The organism is Synechococcus sp. J7-Johnson (assembly GCF_024345795.1).
Taxonomy (GTDB): domain Bacteria; phylum Cyanobacteriota; class Cyanobacteriia; order PCC-6307; family Cyanobiaceae; genus Regnicoccus_A.
This window is the reverse complement of record NZ_JAGQBU010000004.1, coordinates 94596-117000: the sequence shown is the minus strand read 5'-3', so window position 1 is coordinate 117000 and position 22405 is coordinate 94596. Positions and strand designations below refer to the sequence as shown.

The following is a 22405-nucleotide window of genomic DNA, read 5'->3' as shown; positions in this document are numbered from 1 at the left end:
GGCCCCTGCGTGGGCTGGAGCTTCTCGATTGATCGGGGTGGCACCTTCACCGATCTGGTGGGCCGTGCCCCCGGCGGCGAGCTTGTGGTTCGCAAGGTGCTCTCGCAGCAGCCGCAGCTGGCCGGGGATCCGGCGGTGGCCGCCATGCGCGAGTTGCTGGGGCTGCCTTCCGGCCAGCCGCTTCCTGCCGGGGCGGTCAGCGAGGTGCGGATCGGCACCACGGTGGCCACCAATGCCCTGCTGGAAGATCGGGGTGCTCCCACCCTGTTGCTGATCAGCAGCGGTTTTGCCGATGCCGCCTGGATCGGTGACCAGCACAGGCCCGATCTGTTTGCCCTGCACATTGAGCGGCCGGCTCCGCGCTACCGGCGGGTGCTTGAGGTGGAGGGCCGGCTGGCGGCCGATGGCACGGAGCTGACGCCGCTGCGCCTCGATGCAGCCCTGGAGCAGGCCCTCAACGACGTTCGCCGCGACGGCATCAGCAGTTGCGCGGTGGCCCTGCTGCACAGCGCCCGCCATCCGGGCCATGAACTGCAGCTGGCCGAGTGGCTGCGCCCGTTCGGCTTTGGGCCGGTTGTGCTCTCCCACCAGGTGGGCCAGAGGCCCCGGCTGGTGCCCCGGGCGCAGACGGCTGTGGTGGAGGCCACCGTTGCACCGGCCCTGGTGGCCTACCTGGATCAGCTGCGCTGCGAGCTCGGAGCCCACTGCCGCCTGCGGGTGATGCAGTCGAGCGGTGGCCTGGTGGCACCGGAGCTGCTCAAGGCCAAGGACACGATCCTCTCCGGCCCCGCCGGCGGCATGGTGGCGGCGGTACGGCTGGCGGCAGGGAGCACGCCCATCGTCGGCTTCGACATGGGCGGCACTTCCACCGATGTCTTCCATGTGGAGGCCGGTGGCCCCCCCCCGGGCTGGGATCGCCGCCAGGAGACGGAGATTGCCGGCCTCAGCCTGCAGGCGGAGATGCTGCCGATCCACACCGTGGCGGCCGGTGGTGGCTCGGTGCTGCACTTCGATGGCCAGCGCCTGCAGGTGGGGCCCAGCTCAGCCGGGGCCGATCCCGGGCCTGCCTGCTACCGCCGGGGCGGGCCGCTCACGATCACCGACGCCAACCTGCTGCTGGGCCGCCTCCAGCCGGAGGCGTTCCCGGCGGTCTTCGGGCCAGGCCGCGATCAGGGGCCCGATGCGGCGGTGGTACAGCGGGGGTTTCAGCAGCTGGCGGAGCTGGTGGGCCAGGCCAGCGGAGTTCCCACCACGGCCGAGGACCTGGCGGAAGGGGGCCTGGCGGTCGCCATCGAGCGGATGGCAGAGGCGATCCGGCGCATCTCGATCCAGCGGGGCCACGATGTGCGCGGCGCCACGCTTATCTGCTTTGGTGGCGCAGGCGGCCAGCACGCCTGTGCCCTGGCTGAGCGGCTGGGCATGGCCCGGGTGCTGCTCCATCCCCTGGCCGGGGTGTTTTCGGCCTATGGCATCGGTCTGGCCGACCAGCGCCTGCTGCTGCAGGAGCTGGTGCGCCTTCGCCTGGATCAGGCTCTGGTGGAGCAGCTCCAGCAGCAGTCCCGCGCCCTGCTCAAGCGGGGCCAGCGGGCCCTGGCTGCCGAAGCCCGAGCCGAAGTGAGTGTGGGGGTGCGGCTCGGTGCCAATGAGCGAACGCTCACCCTGCCGCTGCAGGACGCCAGGCTGCTGCGGCAGCAGTTCGAGCTCGACCATGAGCGGCGCTTCGGCCACCGCCCCGAAGCTGCCGAGCTGGTGGTGGAGTGGCTGGTGGTGGAGGTGGTGGCTCCAGGGCAGTCTGTTGCGGCTGTGGCTGACGCGGCTGCGGCGCCTGCTCCTGCAGTGGCTGCGCCTGTTGCGGCCGAGATCGGCTCAGCAACTCCCCTTGATCGGCCCTCTCTGGCAGTCGAGGAAAGGATGATCCAGCTCCACTGCGGTGGTGCCTGGAGATCTGTTCCGCTGCACCGCCGCGATGCCCTGACGCCTGGTGAGTGGCTCGAAGGGCCGGCCCTGGTGGTGGAGACCACCGGCACCATCTGGTTGGCGCCTGGCTGGCTGGCCGAGTGTCGCCCCGACGGCTGCCTGCTGCTCAGTCATGGGCAGCAGGCAGACCGACCAGCGCAGCTGGGGGCAGCGGTGGATCCCGTGAGCCTGGAGTTGTTCAACCACCGCTTCAGTGCCATCGCCGAGCAGATGGGTGTGCGCCTGCAGCAGAGCGCCCGATCGGTGAACATCCGCGAGCGCCTTGATTTCTCCTGTGCCCTCTTCGATTGCCAGGGGCAACTGGTGGCCAACGCCCCCCATATCCCGGTACATCTCGGCTCGATGGGGGCCAGCGTGGAAAGCCTGCTCTCGGCGGTGCGGCGGGGAGAGCGCCCTCCCCTGAAGCCCGGCGACGCGATCGTCTCCAACGACCCCGCCAACGGCGGCACCCACCTCCCCGATCTCACAGTGATCACCCCGGTGTTCCTGCCCAGCCACGCTGGGTTCGTTGCCTCCCGAGGCCACCATGCCGATGTGGGGGGCATCACCCCCGGCTCGATGCCCCCCTTCAGCCGCTGCCTTGCGGACGAAGGCCTCCTGCTCGACAACGTGCCCCTGCTGCGTGATGGCGTGCTGCTCACTGCCGACTGGCAGCGGCGACTCGCCTCCGGTCCCCATCCCGTCCGCAACCCGGAGCAACTGCTGGCTGATCTGCAGGCCCAGGTGGCCGCCAATCAACTCGGCGCCCAGTTGCTGGTGGACCTGGCCAGACGGGAGGGGCTCCAGCGGCTGACTGCCTTCATGGGCCACGTGCAGGACAACGGCGCCGAAGCGGTGCGGCGGGTGATCGATCGGCTTGAGCCCGGCGCCTTCAGCCTCCCCCTCGATGGCGGCCTGCGCATCCAGGTGGCCGTGCGCATCGATCGCCCCGCCCGCCGCGCTGTGATCGATTTCACCGGCACCTCCCCCCAGGACAGCGGCAACCGCAACGCCCCCCTGGCGATCACCCGGGCGGTGGTGCTCTACGTGTTCCGCTGCATGGTGGGGGAGGCGGTGCCCCTCAATGCCGGCTGTTTCAGGCCTCTTGAGCTGGTGGTGCCCCCGGGTTGCCTGCTGCATCCGAGCCCGACGGCTGCGGTGGTGGCCGGCAACGTCGAAACGTCTCAGGCGATCGCCAACGCTCTCTTCGCCGCCCTGGGGGCGATGGCCGCTGCCCAGGGCACCATGAACAACCTCAGCTTCGGCAACCAGCGCTATCAGTACTACGAAACGATCTGCGGCGGCTGCGGCGCCGGTCGCGGCCTCGATGGCCAGGGTTTTGCAGGGGCTTCGGCGGTGCAGAGCCACATGACCAACTCGCGCCTCACCGACCCGGAAATTCTCGAGGAGCGCTTTCCGGTGCGGCTGGAGGCCTTTGGCCTGCGGCGCGGCAGCGGCGGCGTGGGCCGCTGGCGGGGCGGTGACGGGGTGACGCGCCGGATCCGCTTCCTCGAGCCGATGACCGCGGCGATTCTCTCCAGCTCCCGTGAGGTGGCCCCGTTCGGGCTGGCTGGCGGTGGCGCTGGGGCGCTGGGCCGCAACCGGCTGATCCGAGCCGATGGCAGCGAACTGGAGCTGGGCGGATCTGTGCAGCTGGAGCTGGCGGCCGGCGAGGCCCTCGTGATCGAGACCCCCGGAGGTGGTGGCTATGGCGATCCCTGAACTCCGCCTTCCCAAAGGGCTGCTGCTGCGGCGGCGGCCGGCAGTTGGATGGGCCCTGCTGCCGCTGGCGGCTTTCGGCCTGTGGCCGCTGGCGGCAGCAGCCAATGTGCTTCAGGAGGCCAGTCAGCGCTTCCAGCCGCTCTGGTCGCCCGGGGGCATGGTGGCCAGCCAGGAGCTGGAGGCGTCCCGGGTGGGGCGTGATGTGCTGCGGCAGGGGGGCAATGCCGTCGATGCGGCGGTGGCCAGCTCCTTCGCCCTGGCGGTCACCCATCCCCAGGCGGGAAACCTGGGTGGCGGCGGCTTCCTCGTGCTCTGGCAGCCGGAGCGGCTCAGGCGTGGACGGCCGCTTCAGCCACAGGAGGTGCGGGTGGGGAAGGGCCGGGCGGTGACGATCAACTTCCGGGAGAGTGCTCCCCTGGCGGCCGGGCCAGATCTGCTGCTCGATGCCTCCGGTGCTGTGGATCGCCACAAGGCCACCCGCAGCCTGCTCAGCACCGGGGTGCCAGGCACGGTGGCAGGGCTGCTGCTGGCCCACCGCCACTACGGCCGCCTGCCCCTGGGCCGTCTGGTCGCCCCCTCGATTCGTCTGGCTGATGAGGGGGTGGTGGTGAGCAAGGCCCTGGCCGATTCCCTGGAGGCCGCCGCACCGCTGTTGCGGGCTGATCCTGAATCGATGCGCCTGTTCTTCCGTCCCGGAGGGAAGCCCTACCGGCCTGGCGAGCGCCTGCGTCAACCCCAGCTGGCGGCCACCCTGCGGCAGATCGCCGCCGAGGGAGACAAGGGCTTCTATCAAGGGCCGGTGGCCCAGAAGCTGGTGGCATTGATGCGCCGGCGGGGAGGCCTGATCAGCGCTGAGGATCTGAGCAGCTACCGGGCCCGGCTTCAGCCCCCCCTGGTGGGTGCCTGGCGTGGGCATCCCGTGATCGCCATGCCCCCGCCCAGCTCCGGCGGGGTCACCCTGATCCAGCTGCTCAACATCCTGAACGGCTTCGATCTGGCGGCCCTGGGGCCCAACAGCGCCGCCGCCCTGCATCCGATGGCGGAGGCGATGAACCTGGCCTACCGCGACCGCAACCGCTGGCTGGGGGATCCCCGCTTCGTGGCCATGCCCCTGGAGCGGTTAATGAGCCAGGCCTATGCGGATGAGCTGCGCCGCACGATCCGCCGCGGCCGCCACCGGCCGGCCCGCGAGCTCGATCCCCTGTCCGGCGCGCGCACCGCTGAAAACCTCAACACCACCCATCTCTCGGTGATCGACCGTGACGGCACGATGGTGGCCACCACCACCACCCTCAACTTCCCCTACGGCAACGGCGTGAGCGTGCCGGGCGCCGGCTTCCTGCTCAACAACGAAATGGATGATTTCACCGCCCGGCCGGGGGTCGCCAATGCCTTCGGTCTGGTGCAGGGAAAGGCCAATGCGATCGAGCCGGGCAAGCAACCGCTGAGCTCGATGGCCCCCACCCTGGTGCTCAGCCCCGATGGTGGCCCGCTGCTGGCCACCGGCAGCCCCGGTGGCAGCCGCATCATCACCACGGTGCTGCAGGTGCTGCTCAACCGGCTTGAGCACGGCCTGAACCTGGCCTCTGCGGTGGCTGCCAGCCGGATCCACAGCCAGCACTGGCCCGATGAGCTGGCTGTGGAGGAGGGCGTCAGCCCTGACACCCTCAGGCTGCTGGAGGCGATGGGTCACCGCTGGCGGCTGACTCCGGCAATGGGGGCAGCCCACTCGCTGGAGGCCCTCCCCGGCGGGGGAACTCTTGGGGCGGTCGATCCGCGGCGGGCGGAAGCGGCCCAGGCGGGCGAGTGAAACTGGGGCGTCCCCGAGCCTCTGGTCCGTGCCCCTGCTGTCTGCCCCTGCCCCCAGTTCAGCGCTGCTGGCCATATTCACCTTCCAGGAGTGGATGTTGAGCGGCGGTCTGATCGAGATCAGCCTGGTGCTCGCCGCCCTGCTCGGGGCCGTCTGGCTGGTCAGTCGCCGAGCTGAGTGATTCCAGAGCCGATCCGACGGGTCAGAACCGGATTCCCTGACCGTGGCCACTCCCGCTGAGTGCGGCCTCCGAAGCTGGATTCACTGGCACGAGGGGCGTGCACCCATGTTCGAGCTTCTTCCTCCCCTCAACGATCGCAACCTCCCCTGGGTCGATACGATCCACCCGATCGTGGTCCATTTCGTGATTGCGATGGCCCTGATCGCCTTCGTCTTCGATCTGATCGGCCGTCTGGCAGGCAAGCCTTCTCTGTACGAAGTGAGCTTCTGGAACCTGCTCTTCGCCACGGTGGCGATCTTCATCGCGATCATCTTCGGCCAGGTGGAGGCAGGGCTGGCCAACCCCTATGGCGCCTCCCGCGACATCCTCAACCTGCACAGCACCCTCGGCTGGGTGCTGGCCGGAGTGCTCTCCGTACTCACCGCCTGGCGCTACGTGATCCGCAGCCGTGATCCCCAGAAGCTGCCTCTGGCCTTTCTCGGGGCTGGCAGCCTGCTCAGTGCCCTGGTGGTGGTGCAGGTTGTGCTGGGGAACCAGTTGATCTGGGTCTATGGCCTCCACACCGTCAAGGTGGTGGAGGCGATGCGAGCAGGTCTGGTGTGATGGAGCTTGGAGCCAACGATCTGCCCTACCGGCTGCCGATCCACCCCAACCTGGTTCATCTCACGATCGGTCTGTTCGTGATTGCCATCGCCTTCGATATCGCTGGCGCGCTCTTCCCCTTCGAGCGGCGCCTGTTCCGCTTCCTGGCCCTGCCGGTCACCCGTTCCGGCCTTCACGATGTGGGCTGGTACAACCTCCTGGCCTGCTGCCTGATCAGCTTCTTCACGGTGGCAGCGGGTTTCGTGGAGATGCAGCTGGCCGATCCGCTCCCCGGTGTCACCAGCAGCTTCGCCATGGGCAGCACAGCCACCATGCTCTGGCATGGGGCCGTGGGCGTGGGCCTGCTGTTCGCGATCGTGTTGATGACCCTCTGGCGTGGACTCCAGCGCTTCAGCTGGCGTCGTGAGATGGGCCGCCAGGTGCAGTGGGGCTACCTGTTGGTGGGTCTGATGGTGTTTGCTGTTATGGCCTGGCACGGCACCCTCGGTGCCCAGCTGGGTGTGGAGTTCGGCGTGCACGTCACGGCTAGCCAGCTGCTGGGCGAAGGCGCCAGCCTGCGGGAGGCCCTGCCATGACAACCACCCCTCAGCGCTTTCCCCTGCCCCGGCTGATCGGCCTGGCCGTCTGGTTGGTGCTGCTCACCCTGCTGAGTGTCTGGATGGGGGCTCAGGTCCCCCGTTGGTTGCCGGTCTCGGCCTCCTCGGCGGCCCCTCTGGTGGATGGCCTCTTCGGCTTCGAGACGGCCGTCGCCACCTTCGTCTTCGTGGGCGTGGTCTCGGTGATGGTCTGGGTGGTGCTTTTCAACCGGGCTGAGAAGTACGACATGAGTGATGCGGAGCCGATTGAGGGCAACACCACCCTCGAGATCGTCTGGACCGTGATCCCCCTGGTGCTGGTGATGGCGATCGCCGCCTACACGATCCAGGTGAACCGGGAGATAGGCCTGATCGGCCCCATGGACCATGCCCATGGCCCAGCCACGGCAAAATCCGCGCCTGCCACTCCTCTGCCCGGCGGGGAGGTGCAGGTGATCGCCCGGCAGTGGTCGTGGGAGTTCCGCTACCCAGTGGCCGGGGTGTCGTCCACCGAGCTGCACCTGCCTCTCGACCGTCGCCTCGGACTCCAACTGGAGAGCGACGACGTGATCCACGGCTTCTATGTGCCGGCCTTCCGCCTCAAGCAGCAGGTGATCCCTGGACGCTCGATCACCCTTTTCCTCACTGCCACTCGTCCGGGGCGCTATCGCCTGCGCGACTCCGAGTACAGCGGCACCTGGTTCGCCGCGAACCAGGCCGATGTGGTGGTGGAGAGCGAAGAGGCATACCAGGACTGGCTGCGGCGCGCCTCCCGTCTGCCACTCCAGCCGGGGCTCAGCGATGCGGCCCGCGAATACGCCCAGCAGCTCAGCGGCGAACGCCGCAGTGGCTACGCCACCATCGAGCCGGCACAGCCGCCGCTTGTGAATGTGCCCGGCTCCAACACCCTTCCCCACGACGGCTGATCCCATGACCTCCACTGCCGGCGTCGAATCGCGCATCCTGAGGGCCCCCCATCCGGTGCCCGGTGCTCCGGACAACTGGAAGCGTTTCTTCAGCTTCAACACCGACGCCAAGGTGATCGGTATCCAGTACATCGCCACCGCCCTCTTCTTTCTGCTGGTGGGCGGTCTGCTGGCGATGATCATGCGCGGTGAACTGATCACACCGGAGGCGGACCTGGTCGATCGCACTGTGTACAACGGGCTCTACACGATGCACGGGACGATCATGCTCTTCCTGTTCATCTTCCCGGTGCTCAACGGGCTCAACAACCTGTTGATTCCCTGCATGATCGGCGCCCCCGACATGGCCTTCCCCAAGCTCAATGCCGCCGCGTTCTGGCTGGTGCCGGTGTTCGGGGTGATCCTGATGGCCAGTTTTCTGGTGCCGGGCGGTCCGGCTTCGTCAGGCTGGTGGTCCTATCCGCCGGTGAGTCTGCAGAACCCACTGGGTCATCTGATCAATGGTGAAGCCCTCTGGATCCTGGCGGTGGCCCTTTCGGGCATTTCCTCGATCATGGGCGCGGTCAACTTCGTGACCACGATCCTGCGCATGCGTGCCCCGGGGATGACCCTCACAAGGATGCCGATCTTCTGCTGGACCGCCTTCTCAGCCCAGACGATTCAGCTGATCGGCCTGCCCGCCCTGACAGGTGGTGCGGTGATGCTGCTGTTCGATCTGGTGGTGGGCACCTCGTTCTATCGACCCGAGGGCGGCGGTGATCCGGTGCTTTATCAGCACTTCTTCTGGTTTTATTCCCACCCCGCGGTGTACGTGATCATCCTGCCGGTGTTCGGGGTGTTCTCTGAGCTGTTTCCCGTATATGCACGCAAGCCTCTGTTCGGCTATCCCTTCGTGGCCGGCGCCTCCCTGGTGATCGTGGGTCTGAGCCTGATCGTGTGGGTGCACCACATGTTCCCCAGCGGCGTTCCCCAGTGGATGCGCGATGCCTTCATGGTCACCACGATGTTGATCGCGGTTCCTACCGGCATCAAGGTGTTTGCCTGGCTGGCCACGCTCTGGGGAGGCAAGTTGCGGCTGAACACGGCGATGTTGTTCGCCCTCGGTGGATTGTTCAACTTCGTCTTTGCCGGTGTGACCGGCATCATGCTTGCCACGGTGCCGGTCGATATTCATGTCAATAACACCTATTTCGTGGTGGGACATTTCCACTACGTAATCTATGGCGCGGCCACCATGGGTGTGTATGCAGCCATCTATCACTGGTTCCCTAAGTTTACCGGTCATATGTATTATGAAGGCCTGGGTAAGCTTCACTTTCTGCTGACCTTCATCGGCACCAACCTCAACTTCTTTCCGATGCATCCTCTCGGCCTGATGGGCATGCCGCGCAGGGTTTCCTCCTACGACCCGGAGTTCGCCTTCTGGAATGTGATCGCCAGTCTTGGTGCCTTCCTTCTGGGGGTGTCGATCATTCCCTTCCTGCTCAACCTGGTCAGTTCCTGGGTTCGTGGCGCCAAGGCCCCTGCCAATCCCTGGAATGCCATCGGCCTGGAGTGGCTGTTGCCTTCACCGCCGCCAGCTGAGAATTTCGAGGAACATGTGCCCACGGTGATCAGCGGTCCCTACGGCTACGGCACCGGCCGGCCTCTGGTGGAGCACCAGGAAGAGATCGAGCGCGCCCTTCTGCAGGCCTGAACCATGACCATCAGCCCTCCCGTTGATACCGCTGCTCCTTCCCCAGAGGGCCATGAAGCGGCGCACGCCAACTACAGCCTCACCGGCTTCATCATCTTTCTCTGCTCTGAGAGCGTAATCTTCCTGGCCTTCTTCAGCGGCTATGCGGTGCTGAAGCTCTCCGCCCTGCAATGGCTGCCGCCAGGAGTGGAGGGGCTGGAGTGGCGCACACCATTGCTTTACACCGTGGTGCTTGTTTCAAGCAGTGGCACGGTGGCTCTGGCCGAGCACTTCCTCTCCAGGGGGCAGCTCTGGGGCTTCCGTGCCTTCTGGCTGCTGAGCATGGCCATGGGGGCCGTGTTCCTCTACGGCCAGGCGATCGAATGGCGCTCGCTTGAGTTCGGAATCACCAGCGGCAGTTTTGGCAGTTGCTTTTACCTGCTCACCGGCTTCCATGGCCTGCATGTGCTCAGCGGCATCCTGCTGATGGCCTTGATGCTGCAACGCTCCTTCCGCCCGGCCAACTACGCAGCCGGTGAGCAGGGGGTGATCGCCACCTCCTTGTTCTGGCACTTCGTGGATGTGATCTGGGTGCTGCTCTTTCTTCTGCTCTACGCCTGGTCATGATCTTTGACGACCAGCACCACGATGTGATCGTGATCGGTTCCGGCGCCGGCGGCGGCAGCCTGGCCGGTGCCCTCGCGGCCAAGGGCCGCTCGGTGCTGCTGCTGGAGCGCGGAGGGGCCATGGACCTGGCCGATCAGAACGTGGCCAGCGTGGATCTGTTCCGCAAGAACCGTTACCACCCCGGTGAGGCCTGGTTCGGACCTGACGGCGATCCCTTCAACCCCCAGACCATTTACGCCCTGGGTGGTAACACCAAGATCTGGGGTGGGGTGCTCGAGCGGATGTGGCCGCGTGAGTTCGAAGGCCTGCCCCTGCAGGAGGGGTTGGCCCCCGCCTGGCCGATCACCTACGACGAACTCGCCCCCTGGTACGAACGGGCCGAGGCGCTCTACCGCGTCCATGGCCAAGCTGGCCTCGACCCGAATGAGCCACCTCGCAGTGGCCCCTATCCCCATCAGCCCCTGCCGCTGGATCCCCTATTCCAGCCCCTGCGCCAGGGGCTGGAGCGCCAGGGCAGCCATCCCTACGACCTGCCGCTGAGCTGGTCGGAGGTTGAGGAGGATCCCAGCGGTGACGCCGAACTGTTCGGTGTACAGCCGGCCCTCGAGCATTCCGGCGCCCGCCTGATCAGCAACGCCCGGGTCACCCAGCTGCACGTGGATCCCAGCGGCCGCGAGGTCAAGGGAGTGGAAGCCGAGATCAATGGCCAGCTCTGGCTGTTCCGCGGCGATCAGGTGGTGCTGGCGGCCGGTGCGGTCAACACACCAGCCCTGCTGCTGCGATCCCGCAGCGAGCTTCATCCCGATGGCCTGGCAAACGGCTCGGGCCAGGTGGGCCGCAACCTGATGAAACCCCAGCTCACCGCCATCCTGCAGCTGGCCCGCGAAACCCACAGCGGCCGCTTCCCCCGCAGCCTCGGGGTCAACGACTACGTCTGGGGCGATCAGAACGTCAGCTTTCCGCTCGGCCACATCGAAACCGGTGGCGGGGTGCTGCAGGACGCCCAGTTCGCCGAGTCGCCGCCCGTGCTCTCGCTCGTCAAGCGGTTGCTCCCCAACGCCGCCCTGGAGCAGCTGGCGGTGCGCTCGATCTGCTGGTGGGCGATGAGTCCGGTGCTGCCCGATCCCGATAACCGCATCGAGTTGCGCGGGGAGCGCCTGAGCATCCAGTACCTGGCCAACAACCTCGAGGCCCACGACCGGCTCGTTTACCGCTGGCTCTCCGTGCTCAAAGCGGTGGACGCCGATCCGCTCACCCCCCAGGTGCGCCCGGCCCCCTTCTATCCCCGTGGCGAGGCGCCCCTGGCGGTAATCGGCCACGCCTGCGGCACCTGCCGCATGGGCGACGATCCGGCCCTCTCAGTCGTCGACCGCGACGGACGCGTCCACGGCATGGTCAACCTGACCATCGCCGATGCCAGTGTCTTCCCCAGCTGCCCGATGGTGTCGCCAGGCCTCACCGTGATCGCCAATGCCCTTCGGATGGCGGAGCGGCTCTAGGCTTCCCCGATCAGGGGTTGGGAGGACCAGACACCCATGGCCGAACGCGGATCCCCCGCCAGTCCCATCCTGGCCAGTGCCGTAGCCGGGGCGGTGATCGGTGCCGCGGGCCTGGCCTGGTGGTTGCTGGCTGAAGCGGAACGCCGCCGCCTGGCCCAGCGTCAGCGGCGCAGTCTCACTCTCTCGCGCCTGCAGGGAGGCTCCCGTGAGGGAGACGACGGCGTGCGGCGTCCGTTGCTGGAGCGGCAGCTGCAACACAAGGTCAACGAGCTGAACCGGGCAATCGAAGATGTGCGCCGTCAGCTGGAGACCCTCAGCCCCGAACCCTGAGGAGCGGCGGCAGCACGCCTCGGTAGGTTGCTAGCGGTGCCACTGAAGGGTTCATGCTCCGTTCCGCCGCCATCACTGCAGGCGTTCAGCGTTCTCCCAACCGGGCCATGTTGCGGGCGGTTGGCTTTGGCGACGGTGACTTCAACAAGCCGATCATCGGCATCGCCAACGGCTACAGCACGATCACCCCTTGCAATATCGGCCTGAACGATCTGGCTCGCTGCGCCGAGGAGTCCGCCCGCCTGGCGGGGGCCATGCCCCAGATGTTCGGCACGATCACCGTCAGCGACGGCATCTCGATGGGCACTGAGGGAATGAAGTACTCCCTGGTGTCGCGGGAGGTGATCGCCGATTCGATCGAAACCGCCTGCAATGCCCAGAGCATGGATGGCCTGCTGGCGATCGGCGGCTGCGACAAGAACATGCCCGGCGCCATGCTCGCCATGGCCCGCATGAACATCCCGGCGATCTTCGTGTACGGCGGCACGATCAAGCCCGGACGGCTGGGCCCCTGCGATCTCACCGTGGTGAGTGCCTTCGAGGCGGTGGGTCAGTTCTCCGGGGGCCGCATCGATGAGGAGGAGTTGCTGGCGATCGAGAAGAACGCCTGCCCCGGTGCCGGCAGCTGCGGCGGCATGTTCACCGCCAACACGATGAGCTCTGCCTTTGAGGCCATGGGCCTGAGCCTGCCCTACAGCTCCACCATGGCGGCCGAGGATCCGGAGAAGGCCGAAAGCGCCGCTCGCTCGGCCGAAGTGCTGGTGAGGGCCATCGAGGCGAACATCCGCCCCCGCGACCTGATCACCCGTGAGGCGATCGAGAACGCGATCAGCGTGATCATGGCGGTGGGGGGCTCCACCAACTCGGTGCTGCACCTGCTGGCGATTGCGTGCACCGCCGAGGTGCCGCTCACGATCGATGATTTCGAAACCATCCGGCAGCGGGTGCCGGTGATCTGCGATCTCAAGCCCAGCGGCCGCTTCGTGACGGTGGATCTGCACAGGGCCGGTGGCATCCCCCAGGTGATGAAGCTGCTGCTCGATGCCGGCCTTCTGCACGGCGACTGCCTCACCATCGAGGGCCTCACGCTCAAGCAGGTGCTGGCGGATGTTCCCAGCGTGCCCCGCGCCGATCAGGAGGTGATCCGGCCTCTCTCCAATCCTCTCTATGCCAAGGGGCACCTGGCGATCCTCAAGGGCAACCTGGCGGAGGAAGGGGCCGTCGCCAAGATCAGCGGCGTTAAGACCCCGGTGATCACAGGTCCGGCCAGGGTCTTCGAGAGCGAGGAGAGCGCCCTGGAGGCGATTCTCGCCGGTGGGGTCCATGCCGGTGATGTGGTGGTGGTCCGCTACGAGGGCCCGGTCGGCGGACCCGGGATGCGCGAGATGCTCTCGCCCACTGCGGCCATCGTGGGCCAGGGGCTCGGGGAATCGGTGGCGCTGATCACCGATGGTCGTTTCAGTGGCGGCTCCTACGGCCTGGTGGTGGGCCATGTGGCCCCCGAAGCCGCCGTGGGCGGCACCATTGCCCTGGTTCAGGAAGGGGACAGCATCACCGTCGACGCGCACCAGCTGCTGATTCAGCTGAACGTGGATCCGGCCGAGCTGGAGCGCCGCCGTGCTGCCTGGGTGAAACCCGAGCCCCGCTACCGCACCGGAGTGCTGGGCAAGTACGCCCGCCAGGTGAGCAGCAGCAGCCTGGGGGCGGTCACCGATCAGGGCTGAGCAAAGCCCGCAGCCGCCTGGCCAGAGCCTCCAGCGCCGCCCCGGCGGGTGGTCGCTCGCAGCGCTGGCCGCTGTCACCATCCATCCAGACCGGATGGTGGCCTTGCCACAACATGGGTTGGTCCGTTTGCTCGGGCCAGCTCAGCATCAGGTGCAGATCGTCTCCGCTGCGGTAGATCTCCAGCTCAATGTCGTCAAGCTCCGAACGCTCGCCATCGGCCCGGCGGCAGAGCAGCCGCAGGCTGCACTCCTCCTGGCCCGGCTGGCCAGAGCTGATCACCACCGCATGCCGATGGGGTTTCAGGCAGAGATCAGCCGCAGCGGCCACCCGTCTAAGTAGCTCGCTCACGTCAGGGAACGGCCCGGATCGCTTCCACCTCGAGGCGCAGGGCACCGGCGCGGAAGCCGGGGTTGGCTCGGCCATCGTCGCCGAACTTCGAGTGCAGGATCTGCAGCCGGGTGATCCGGCTGGGATCGAAGCGCAGCAGGGGCAGTGACATGGGCTGGGCCCGTACCGAGGCTTTCAATTGCTCGAAGGGGATCTCCACCGTGGTGGGACCATCCGGGTTGGTGGCGAATTCGCTCACCCAGCGCAGCCCCCCCGGTATCAGTTCGGTGAGGCCAGCCACCCCATCGGCGCAGGCGACGGCCAGCTTGTAGCGCCGTCCGTCGCCGCGCAGGTCGAACTGGAGCGCCCGGTAGGCGCTCAGGTCAAGGGGTGGCGAGAACAGAGGAGAGCGGCAGCTCACGAAGCCGCCACCGGCTTCGATCACCTCCGCCTCAAACACCAGTCCGGACGATCCGCTGCGGCAGGCCCCGCTGCTGCTTCCGCCCATGATCGTGTCATTGAGGGCCAGCCAGCCGCTGAATCCATCACCGCTCACCACCAGCAGGGGTGCAACCATCAGGGCCAGCTCGATCACTCCTCCAAGCCTGCCGCAGCGGCGGCATCGGCGAGGATCAGAACCGGTTGGCGGGGGCACACCAGCCGGGCGGGCGTGCGCTCAGGTGATTCATCTGGATCCAGCAGGCGCCGAAGGGCCTGCTGCTTGCCCGCCCCGCTCACCAGGAACAGCACCTGGCGCGCCGCGCTCAGCACGGGAGCTGTGAGGGTGACCCTGGGCAGCCCCTTGCCTTCGCTCACCGTGGCCTCCCGATCGATCACCGTGGTGGCCGCTGTTCCAGGAAAGAGGGAGGCAGTGTGGCCGTCCTCCCCTAGACCCAGCAGCGCCAGATCGAATACCGGTGGATCGCCGGGGCAGAGCCTGGCCACCATGGCGGCGTAGGCGGCGGCGCTGGCTTCCGGGCTCTCCAGGTCGGTGGGCACCGGATGGAAGCGCGCCTCGGAGCCCGGGGGCTCCGCCAGCAGGGTCTGGTGCAGCATCAGGGCATTGCTGGAGGGGTCTTCGGCCGCCACCCAGCGTTCATCGCCCAGCAGCACATCCACCCGCTGCCAGGGCAGCCGCTCCCGCGCCAGCAGCCGGTAGGCCGCGGCAGGTGTGCCTCCCCCGGCGAGGGCGATCTGGGCCCGATCCCGCTGGGCCAGGGCCAGATCGATGCAGGCAGCGATGGTCTCGGCGGTGCGCCGGGCCAGCTCGCCGCCATCGGCGGCCACTTCGACCCTGTAGGTGGCCGGCGGCTGGCTGCGCATCACAGCCACTCGGTGTGGAAGCTGCCCTCGCGGTCCACCCGTTGGTAGGTGTGGGCGCCGAAGCAGTCACGCATGGCCTGGAGCAGGTTCTGGGGCAGCCGCGCCGTGCGGTAGCTGTCGATGTAATCGAGGGTGCTGCTCAGGCAGGGCACGGGGATGCCGGCCAGGGCTGCCCCGGCCACCACCTGACGCAGGCCGGGGAGGCGCGCGTTCACCTGTTCGGCGAACCAGGGGTCGACCATCAGGTTGGTCAGCTCCGGGTTGGCGTCGTAGGCGTCCTGGATGCGCTGCAGCAGCTTGGCGCGAATGATGCAGCCCCCCTTCCAGATCTGGGCGATGGCGGAGAGGTTGAGGTCGTACTCGTGCAGGGCCGAGGCTTCCACCATCAGGGCCATGCCCTGGGCATAGCTGGCGATGCAGGCGAGGGTGATGGCATCGCGCAGGGCTGGCATGCCTTCGGAGGGTTCACCCAGCTCGACCGTCGCCGCCTCAGGCGCGGCGATCACGGCCGCCGCCGCCTGGCGCTCGCTGTGCAGGGAGCTCATCACCCGGCCATTGAGCGCCGCATAGATGGTGGGCACAGGCACCCCCATCTCCAGGGCACTGACCACGGTCCAGAGTCCGGTGCCCTTCTGGCCGGCCACATCAAGGATCTTCTCCACCAGATCCCCGCCATCCTCGGGATCCCTTGTGCGCAGGCACACTTCGGTGATTTCGACCAAGTAGGAGGAGAGCTCTTCCAGCTGGTTCCAGCCGTCGAAAACCTTGGCCATGGCCAGGCCATCCATGCCGGCGCAGCGCTTCATCAGGTCGTAGGCCTCGACCAGGATCTGCTCGATCCCGTACTCGATGCCGTTGTGCACGGTCTTGACGAAATGGCCGGCACCGCCAGGACCGATGTAGGTGACGCAGGGGCCGTCCTCCACCTGGGCGGCCATCTTGCAAACCAGGCCTTCAATGGCGTCATAGGCGGCCTTGGTGCCGCCGGGCATCATGCTCGGCCCCTCCAGTGCTCCCTTGGCGCCGCCGGAGACGCCCATGCCGATGTAGCCGAAGCTCTGGCTCTCGAGCTCCTTCACCCGCCGTTCGGTGTCGGTGTAGAGGGAGTTGCCGCCGTCGATCAGCAGGTCACCATCCTCGAGCAGGGGTGAGATCTGGGCGATCATGGCGTCGATCGGTGCTCCCGCCTTGATCATCATCAGGATGCGGCGGGGTCGCTCCAGGGCCCCGACGAACTCCTCGAGGGTATGGGCACCGATGATGTTCAGCCCGGCGGCCCGGCCATTCAGAAAGTCTTCGGTCTTGGCGTAGGTGCGGTTGAAGACGACGCTGGAGTACCCGTTGCGTTCAGCGTTGAGGACCAGGTTCTCGCCCATCACTCCGAGGCCGATCAGGCCGAAGTGTGCTTTGCTCATGAGAAGTTGGCGTGCAGGCCGTTCGGGATCAGTGTGGCCTTGAGCCTGCCCGAACGCCGTTGGCCTGGCCCCTGTGTCAGCAAGCGCTCAGATCGGCTCGCTCAGCCGCTGGTTCAGATCACGGTGCCGTCGGCGATGGTGGCGTTCTTTTCCACCACCACGATCCCGTTGCGGATGTAGAAGCCCAGCTCTGGCCGGTCAGCCTCCTCGACATGATCCTTGTTCACGATTGTGACGTTGCGCCCGATCCGCACATTCTTGTCGAGGATCGCTCGGCGCACCGTGGTGCCGCGGCCCACTCCCACCGGAATGCCGCCCCGTTCGCGCAGCACGGCCCGCTCCTCGCTGGATTCGAAGAAGTCGGCCCCCATCACCAGGGTGTCCTGCAGCACCACTTCCCCTTCTATGCGGGAGCGCACGCCGAGCACACAGTGGTGAATGCTGCAGTCCTGCAGCAGGGAGCCCTCACCGATGATCGACTGGGTGACCTGGGCATCCAGCAATTTGCTGGGGGGCAAATAGCGGGGTCGGGTGTAGATCGGGAACTTCTCGTCGTAGAAGGAGAAGGCCGGCCTCGGTTGGTCGGTCAGAGCCAGGTTGGCTTCGTAGAAGGCTCCGATCGTGCCGATGTCCTCCCAGTAGTCGTCGAAGAGGTAGGCCCTGAGATTGTCACCCTGACCCAGGGCTGTGGGAATGATCTCCTTGCCGAAATCGGTTGAGCCGGGATTCTGCGCCAGCAGATCGAAGAGTGTGTCGCGGCTGAAAACATAAATGCCCATCGAGGCCAGGTAGGGCCGGCGGGCTGCCTCGGCTTCCGCCAGCCCGAGGCGGGCGGTGTCCACCTTCATGGCCTCAAGGGCCTCACCCTTGGGCTTTTCGGAGAATTCACGAATGCGGCCATCGAGGTCGGTGCGCATCAGCCCGAAGCCTTCTGCCTGCTCCCCATCCACCGGCAGGGCCCCAACTGTCAGATCGGCGCCGGACTGGATGTGGTGATCAACGAAACGGCTGTAATCCATCCGGTAGAGCTGATCACCGGAGAGGATCAGATACTGATCCACATCCCATTCCTGGAACAGCCACTGGTACTTGCGTACGGCATCGGCGGTGCCCTCGAACCAGGTGGGACTATCGGGGGTCTGCTGGGCCGCCAGCACTTCGACGAAGCCCTGCCCGAAGCCGGCGGACAGGTTGTAACTCTGTGTGAGGTGGCGATTCAGCGAGGCGCTGTTGAACTGCGTGAGCACGTAGATCTTGTTGATCCCCGAGTTGATGCAGTTACTGATGGGGATATCGATCAGGCGATATTTCCCTGCCAGTGGTACAGCCGGCTTGGCCCGCATCTTGGTGAGGGGATAGAGCCGGGTGCCGGCGCCGCCTCCAAGAATGATCGCCAGAACCCTCTTCATCAATGCCCTCCGGAACTGCTGCCGTCAGCGTGCGAGCACCGTACCGGATCAGGTGCCTCCAGACGCCCGAACGCCAGGCCCGAGCACAAAACTGTGGCTAGCCGCTGTAGCCCTGGTGACATCAAGTCTCCTCGCCCTCTGCGTCGAGGGCAAACAGCTGATGCAGCACCTGCATCGCCTGATGGCGTTGCTGGCGAGGCTGGGGTGCCCGCAGATTGGTGACTGGGCTGTGCAGAATCTTGTTGATGATGCCCTTGCTCAGGGCTTCCACCACTTTGCGTTCCCGCACGGAGAGGTCGGGGCCCATGCGGCTGAGGGCCTTCTGCAGCTCCTGCTCGCGGATCTCCTCAAGCTGCTGGCGCAGGCGGTTGAGGGTGGGAACCGCCTCCAGCCCGTCCCACCACTCCAGGAACTGCCGTGCCTCCTCCTGCAGCAGCCCTTCGGCCTCGGCCGCGATGTCGCGACGGGCTTCCTGGTTGCGGGTCACCACCTCCTGCAGATCGTCGACGTCGAAGGCGTCGACGCCGCCGAGCTCTCGCACGTCGGCGCTGATGTTGCGCGGAACACCGATGTCGATGAGCATCAGGGAGGAACGCCGGTTCAGGCGCCCGAGCCGTTCGGCGTCGATGATCGGCTCCTCTGCCCCTGTGCTGGTGAATACCAGTGAGCAGGTGCTCAGGCAGTGGTCCAGGTCGCTCAGCGGGCGGCACTGGACGGGGAACTCAGGGAAATCAGCGGCCAGGGCCTCGGCCCGCTCTGCGGTGCGGTTGAGCAGGACAAGGCCGCGGCAGCCCTTGGCCTGCAGGTGTTGCAGCAGCAGGCGGGCCATGCGCCCGGCCCCCACCACCGCCACCTGCTCCTGATCGAGCGGTACCAGTTCGTCGAGGCCACGGGCCTGGCCCACCTTGAGCTGGGCCAGCTCCACGGCGGCGGAGCTGATCGAGACCGCACCGGTGCCGAGGTTGGTTTCGCTGCGCACCCGTTTGCCGGTGCTCACCGCCTGGTTGAGCAGGCGATTGAGGATCGGTCCGATCGAGCCGTGTTCCTGGCCCAGCCGCACCATCTTCTTCACCTGGGAGAGGATCTGACCTTCTCCCAGCACGAGGCTGTCGAGGCCGGCGGCCACCCGCATCAGGTGGGCCACCGCGTCCTCGTGGTGGTAGGTGAAGAGATGGGGTGTGAGCTCGCCGAAGTCGAGCCCGGAGTGCTGGCTGAGGAAGCTGCCGACGGCATGGATGCCCTGCTCGGGGCTGCGCAGCAGTGTGTAGATCTCGAGCCGGTTGCAGGTGCTGAGGATGGAGGCCTCGAGCACCTGGGAGTCCCCGCGCAGGTTCTGGAGGGATACCTCCATCGTCTGCTCGGGGATGCTCAGTCGCTCCCGGATCTCGACCGGAGCCGTGCGGTGGCTGAGGCCGACGACGGCGATGTGCATGGGAGGCGGCTCAGCGCAGGGCGACGCTTTGGGCGCCGGGCTTGATGTGCACCGTATCGGTGAAGCGGGCCGAGGAGTCGAGCGAGCTGATGATCAGGCTGCTGGTGCGGGTGCAGTCGCGCTCGAAGACCACACCTTTGAACAGCAGGCCCGGGGTGATGCCGCTGCCGGCGAACACCACGTTGTCACCGGAGGCGAGCTCCTCGGCCTCGTAAACCTTGTCGATGTCGGTGATGCCCATCGAGTTGAGCCGCTCGATGTTGCCTTCCTTGGTGTAGTCGGCCCACTCGCTGGTCTGAGCGATGGCGGGGTCGTACACCAGCTGTCCCTGGAAATGGGCGCCGAGGCAGCGCAGGGCCGCCGCGGAGATCACACCTTCGGGGGCAGCACCGATGCCCATCAGGCAGTGGGTGCCTGTGCCGGCGAAGCCACAGGCGATAGCGGCCTGCACGTCACCGTCGCTGATCGGCTTGACCCGGGCGCCGGTGGCGCGGATCTCGGCGATCAGGTCCTTGTGGCGGTCGCGGTCCATCACCACGATCGTCAGGTCGCTGGCGGGCATGCCCAGGCAGTCGCTCAGAATGGCGATGTTCTCGGTCGCGCTCTTGCGGATGTCCACCTTGCCCTTGGCGGCCGGGGGTGCCGCCAGCTTCTTCATATAGAAGTCGGGAGCATTGAAGAGCCCCCCGCGGTCGGAGGCGGCGAGCACTGCCATCGAACCGTCCTGTGCATTGGCGCAGAGGTTGGTGCCTTCGCAGGGATCCACGGCGAAATCGACGCCGGGGCCGGTGCCGCTGCCCACTTCCTCGCCGATGTAGAGCATCGGGGCTTCATCTCTCTCTCCCTCGCCGATCACGATCCGGCCCTGCATGGCGATGGAGCCCATTCGGATGCGCATCGCTTCAACGGCGGCTGCATCAGCCTCATCTTTTTTGCCCAGCCCTGTGAGGTGGGCGGAGGCGATGGCGGCCTGCTCGACGACTTCGAGCAATTCCTGAATGAGGGTGCGATCCACGGCGGTCCGGCAGGGGGAGAATGGAGGCGTCAGCAGAAAGACAGGCAGACCAGCTGCGGCAAGGTCTTTCCGACAAGAAGCGGGCGTCACTGTATCAGCGCCGCGTGAGACCCCCCACCGTGCGTTCCTACAATCAGCGGGCTCCCTTTGCCCCCGGTGGCCCCAACCATGAGCACGAAGCCTCTGGTGATCGCCCCGTCGATCCTTTCCGCTGATTTTGCCCGCCTCGGTGATGAGGTCAGGGCCGTTGACGAGGCTGGAGCCGACTGGATCCATGTCGACGTCATGGATGGCCGTTTCGTTCCGAACATCACCATCGGCCCGCTGATCGTCGAGGCCCTGCGCCCCGTCACCAGCAAGCCCCTGGATGTCCACCTGATGATCGTGGAGCCGGAGCGCTATGTGGGCGATTTCGCCAAGGCCGGTGCCGACCACATCTACGTGCAGGTGGAAGCATGCCCCCACCTGCACCGCAATCTCGGCCAGATCAAGGACCTCGGCAAGAAAGCCGGTGCGGTGCTCAATCCCGGCACTCCCCTGGACACCCTCGAGTACTGCCTCGAGCTCTGCGATCTGGTGTTGATCATGAGCGTCAACCCCGGTTTCGGCGGACAGAGCTTCATCCCCTCGGCCGTGGAGAAGGTGCGCCGCCTGCGCCGGATGTGTGACGAACGGGGTCTAGATCCCTGGATCGAAGTGGATGGTGGCCTCAAGGCCAACAACACCTGGCAGGTGGTGGAGGCCGGCGCCAATGCCATCGTGGCCGGCTCGGCCGTGTTCAATGCCCCCGACTACCGCGCCGCGATCGAGGGCATTCGCCACAGCCGCCGGCCAGAGGCCGTGCTGGTCTGAGCTGTTCTTCAGCATCGCCGCGGTTTTTTGTTCTGCTGGCAGCGACGGGGAGCGGGCTCTGGCCCGGCTTCCCGTCAGGCGCCAAGGAACCAGCCGTAGCTGTGCAGGCCGATGCCCAGCAGGTTCACGCCGATGTAGCAGACGACGATCACCACCAGGCCCGCCGCCGCCACAAGTGCGGGACGGCGACCCTGCCAGCCCCGGCTCAGGCGGCTGTGCAGATAGGCGGCGTAGACCAGCCAGCAGATCAGTGCCCAGGTTTCCTTGGGATCCCAGCTCCACCAGCTGCCCCAGGCTTCGTTGGCCCAGACCGCACCGCTCACCAGGCCCACCGAAAGCAGCAGGAAGCCCACGGTGATCGTGCGATAGCTGAGACTGTCAAGCTGCTCGCTCACGCCGATCGACACGCTGCTCAGGCTCAGGTCGCCGGCTTCTCCAGCCAGTTTGGCCTGGCGATAGCCGCCGCTGCCGATGGAGCTGCTGCGCAGTTCCAGGTCCTTGCCGCGCTCGGTGAACAGCACCGCCACTGAGAGCAGGGATCCCACCAGCAGCGCGGCGTAGCTCACCATGATCACGCTCACATGCATCACCAGCCAGCTGGAGCGGAGGGCCGGCACCAGGGGTGAGGCCTCCTGCAGCCGATCGGGCAGGGCGAAGCTTGCGAAGGCAAGGCAGCCGAGGCCCATGGGTGTGGCCGCCGCAGATACCAGCGGACTGGGCCAGGAGCGCTCTACCAGCAGCTGGGTGAGGGTGCAGGCCCAGGCCAGGAAGCAGAGGGATTCGTAGAGATTGCTGATCGGGAAATGGCCCGACTCCCACCAGCGCAGGGTCAGCTGGGCCGTGAGGCTGAGATTGGCGGCCGCCACCAACAGGCGCACGGCGCTGCTTGTGCGACCGCCGCTGAGGCCCCAGAAGGCCAGAGGCAGCGCCAGCAGCAGCAGAGCGAAGGCCAGCAGGCCGAGGGAGAGAACCGGATCGTTCACAGAAGCACGCTCTTGGCGGG

The 22405-nt window shown here is 66.8% G+C and carries 20 protein-coding genes; 12 read left to right on the top strand and 8 right to left on the bottom strand.

Translation table 11 applies throughout. The features are described from left to right. The first annotated feature begins 9 nt into the window (after positions 1-9). From KBY93_RS03710 to ilvD, 11 genes are all read left to right on the top strand, one after another. Positions 10-3678, top strand: a complete 3669-nt coding sequence (locus KBY93_RS03710) for a hydantoinase B/oxoprolinase family protein (protein ID WP_255092889.1) — start codon at positions 10-12, stop codon at positions 3676-3678. Continuing rightward, entirely contained in the window at positions 3665-5488 is a 1824-nt protein-coding gene (ggt, locus tag KBY93_RS03705; protein ID WP_255092920.1) for a gamma-glutamyltransferase, read from the top strand. Before KBY93_RS03710 ends, ggt begins: the two co-directional genes overlap by 14 nt. A 28-nt stretch (positions 5489-5516) precedes the next feature. Continuing rightward, positions 5517-5669, top strand: coding sequence for a hypothetical protein (locus tag KBY93_RS03700; RefSeq protein WP_255092888.1), 153 nt, complete (start codon positions 5517-5519; stop codon positions 5667-5669). A 105-nt stretch (positions 5670-5774) separates the two neighbouring features. Beyond that, positions 5775-6272, top strand: a complete 498-nt coding sequence (locus tag KBY93_RS03695; RefSeq protein ID WP_255092887.1) for a DUF2231 domain-containing protein — start codon at positions 5775-5777, stop codon at positions 6270-6272. Next, positions 6272-6847 carry a DUF2231 domain-containing protein gene (locus KBY93_RS03690; protein WP_255092886.1) on the top strand — a complete coding sequence of 192 codons (576 nt, stop codon included), beginning with the start codon at positions 6272-6274 and terminating at the stop codon, positions 6845-6847. Before KBY93_RS03695 ends, KBY93_RS03690 begins: the two co-directional genes overlap by 1 nt. After that, positions 6844-7773, top strand: coding sequence for a cytochrome c oxidase subunit II (locus tag KBY93_RS03685; protein WP_255092885.1), 930 nt, complete (start codon positions 6844-6846; stop codon positions 7771-7773). The genes KBY93_RS03690 and KBY93_RS03685 overlap by 4 nt, the downstream gene beginning before the upstream one ends. 4 nt (positions 7774-7777) lie before the next feature. Then, positions 7778-9469, top strand: coding sequence for a cbb3-type cytochrome c oxidase subunit I (locus KBY93_RS03680; RefSeq protein WP_255092884.1), 1692 nt, complete (start codon positions 7778-7780; stop codon positions 9467-9469). 3 nt (positions 9470-9472) lie between these two features. Next, on the top strand, positions 9473-10075 hold the full coding sequence (locus KBY93_RS03675) for a heme-copper oxidase subunit III (RefSeq protein ID WP_255092883.1): 603 nt from the start codon (positions 9473-9475) through the stop codon (positions 10073-10075). After that, positions 10072-11574 (top strand): GMC oxidoreductase, encoded by a 1503-nt coding sequence (locus KBY93_RS03670; RefSeq protein ID WP_255092882.1) that lies wholly within the window; start codon positions 10072-10074, stop codon positions 11572-11574. Before KBY93_RS03675 ends, KBY93_RS03670 begins: the two co-directional genes overlap by 4 nt. 36 nt (positions 11575-11610) lie before the next feature. Then, complete coding sequence (locus KBY93_RS03665; RefSeq protein WP_255092881.1) at positions 11611-11904, top strand: hypothetical protein; 294 nt, start codon at positions 11611-11613, stop codon at positions 11902-11904. Positions 11905-11957: 53 nt separating this feature from the next. Next, positions 11958-13628, top strand: a complete 1671-nt coding sequence (gene ilvD, locus KBY93_RS03660; protein ID WP_255092880.1) for a dihydroxy-acid dehydratase — start codon at positions 11958-11960, stop codon at positions 13626-13628. On the opposite strand, the gene KBY93_RS03655 is transcribed toward ilvD, so the two are convergent. The 7 genes from KBY93_RS03655 to glpX all read right to left on the bottom strand — a co-directional run bounded on the left by KBY93_RS03655 (position 13612) and on the right by glpX (position 20550). Beyond that, entirely contained in the window at positions 13612-13977 is a 366-nt protein-coding gene (locus KBY93_RS03655) for a hypothetical protein (RefSeq protein WP_255092879.1), read from the bottom strand. The genes ilvD and KBY93_RS03655 overlap by 17 nt on opposite strands. A gap of 1 nt (position 13978) precedes the next feature. Next, positions 13979-14533 carry a CIA30 family protein gene (locus KBY93_RS03650; RefSeq protein WP_255092877.1) on the bottom strand — a complete coding sequence of 185 codons (555 nt, stop codon included), beginning with the start codon at positions 14531-14533 and terminating at the stop codon, positions 13979-13981. A 14-nt stretch (positions 14534-14547) separates the two neighbouring features. Next, on the bottom strand, positions 14548-15279 hold the full coding sequence (gene pgl, locus KBY93_RS03645; RefSeq protein WP_255092876.1) for a 6-phosphogluconolactonase: 732 nt from the start codon (positions 15277-15279) through the stop codon (positions 14548-14550). Continuing rightward, positions 15279-16694, bottom strand: coding sequence for an NADP-dependent phosphogluconate dehydrogenase (gene gndA / locus KBY93_RS03640; protein ID WP_255092875.1), 1416 nt, complete (start codon positions 16692-16694; stop codon positions 15279-15281). Before gndA ends, pgl begins: the two co-directional genes overlap by 1 nt. Before the next feature lie 113 nt (positions 16695-16807). Continuing rightward, complete coding sequence (locus tag KBY93_RS03635) at positions 16808-18103, bottom strand: glucose-1-phosphate adenylyltransferase (RefSeq protein ID WP_255092874.1); 1296 nt, start codon at positions 18101-18103, stop codon at positions 16808-16810. Between the two features lie 121 nt (positions 18104-18224). After that, positions 18225-19535: a glutamyl-tRNA reductase gene (locus tag KBY93_RS03630; protein ID WP_255092873.1), complete on the bottom strand. Its 1311-nt coding sequence runs from the start codon at positions 19533-19535 to the stop codon at positions 18225-18227. 10 nt (positions 19536-19545) lie between these two features. Further along, on the bottom strand, positions 19546-20550 hold the full coding sequence (glpX, locus tag KBY93_RS03625) for a class II fructose-bisphosphatase (protein ID WP_255092872.1): 1005 nt from the start codon (positions 20548-20550) through the stop codon (positions 19546-19548). A 168-nt stretch (positions 20551-20718) separates the two neighbouring features. On the opposite strand from glpX, the gene rpe reads away from it, so the two are divergent. After that, positions 20719-21402, top strand: a complete 684-nt coding sequence (gene rpe, locus KBY93_RS03620; RefSeq protein ID WP_255092871.1) for a ribulose-phosphate 3-epimerase — start codon at positions 20719-20721, stop codon at positions 21400-21402. A gap of 74 nt (positions 21403-21476) precedes the next feature. Here rpe and ccsB read toward each other — a convergent pair whose 3' ends face one another. Then, on the bottom strand, positions 21477-22385 hold the full coding sequence (gene ccsB / locus KBY93_RS03615; protein ID WP_255092870.1) for a c-type cytochrome biogenesis protein CcsB: 909 nt from the start codon (positions 22383-22385) through the stop codon (positions 21477-21479). Positions 22386-22405 lie beyond the last annotated feature (20 nt).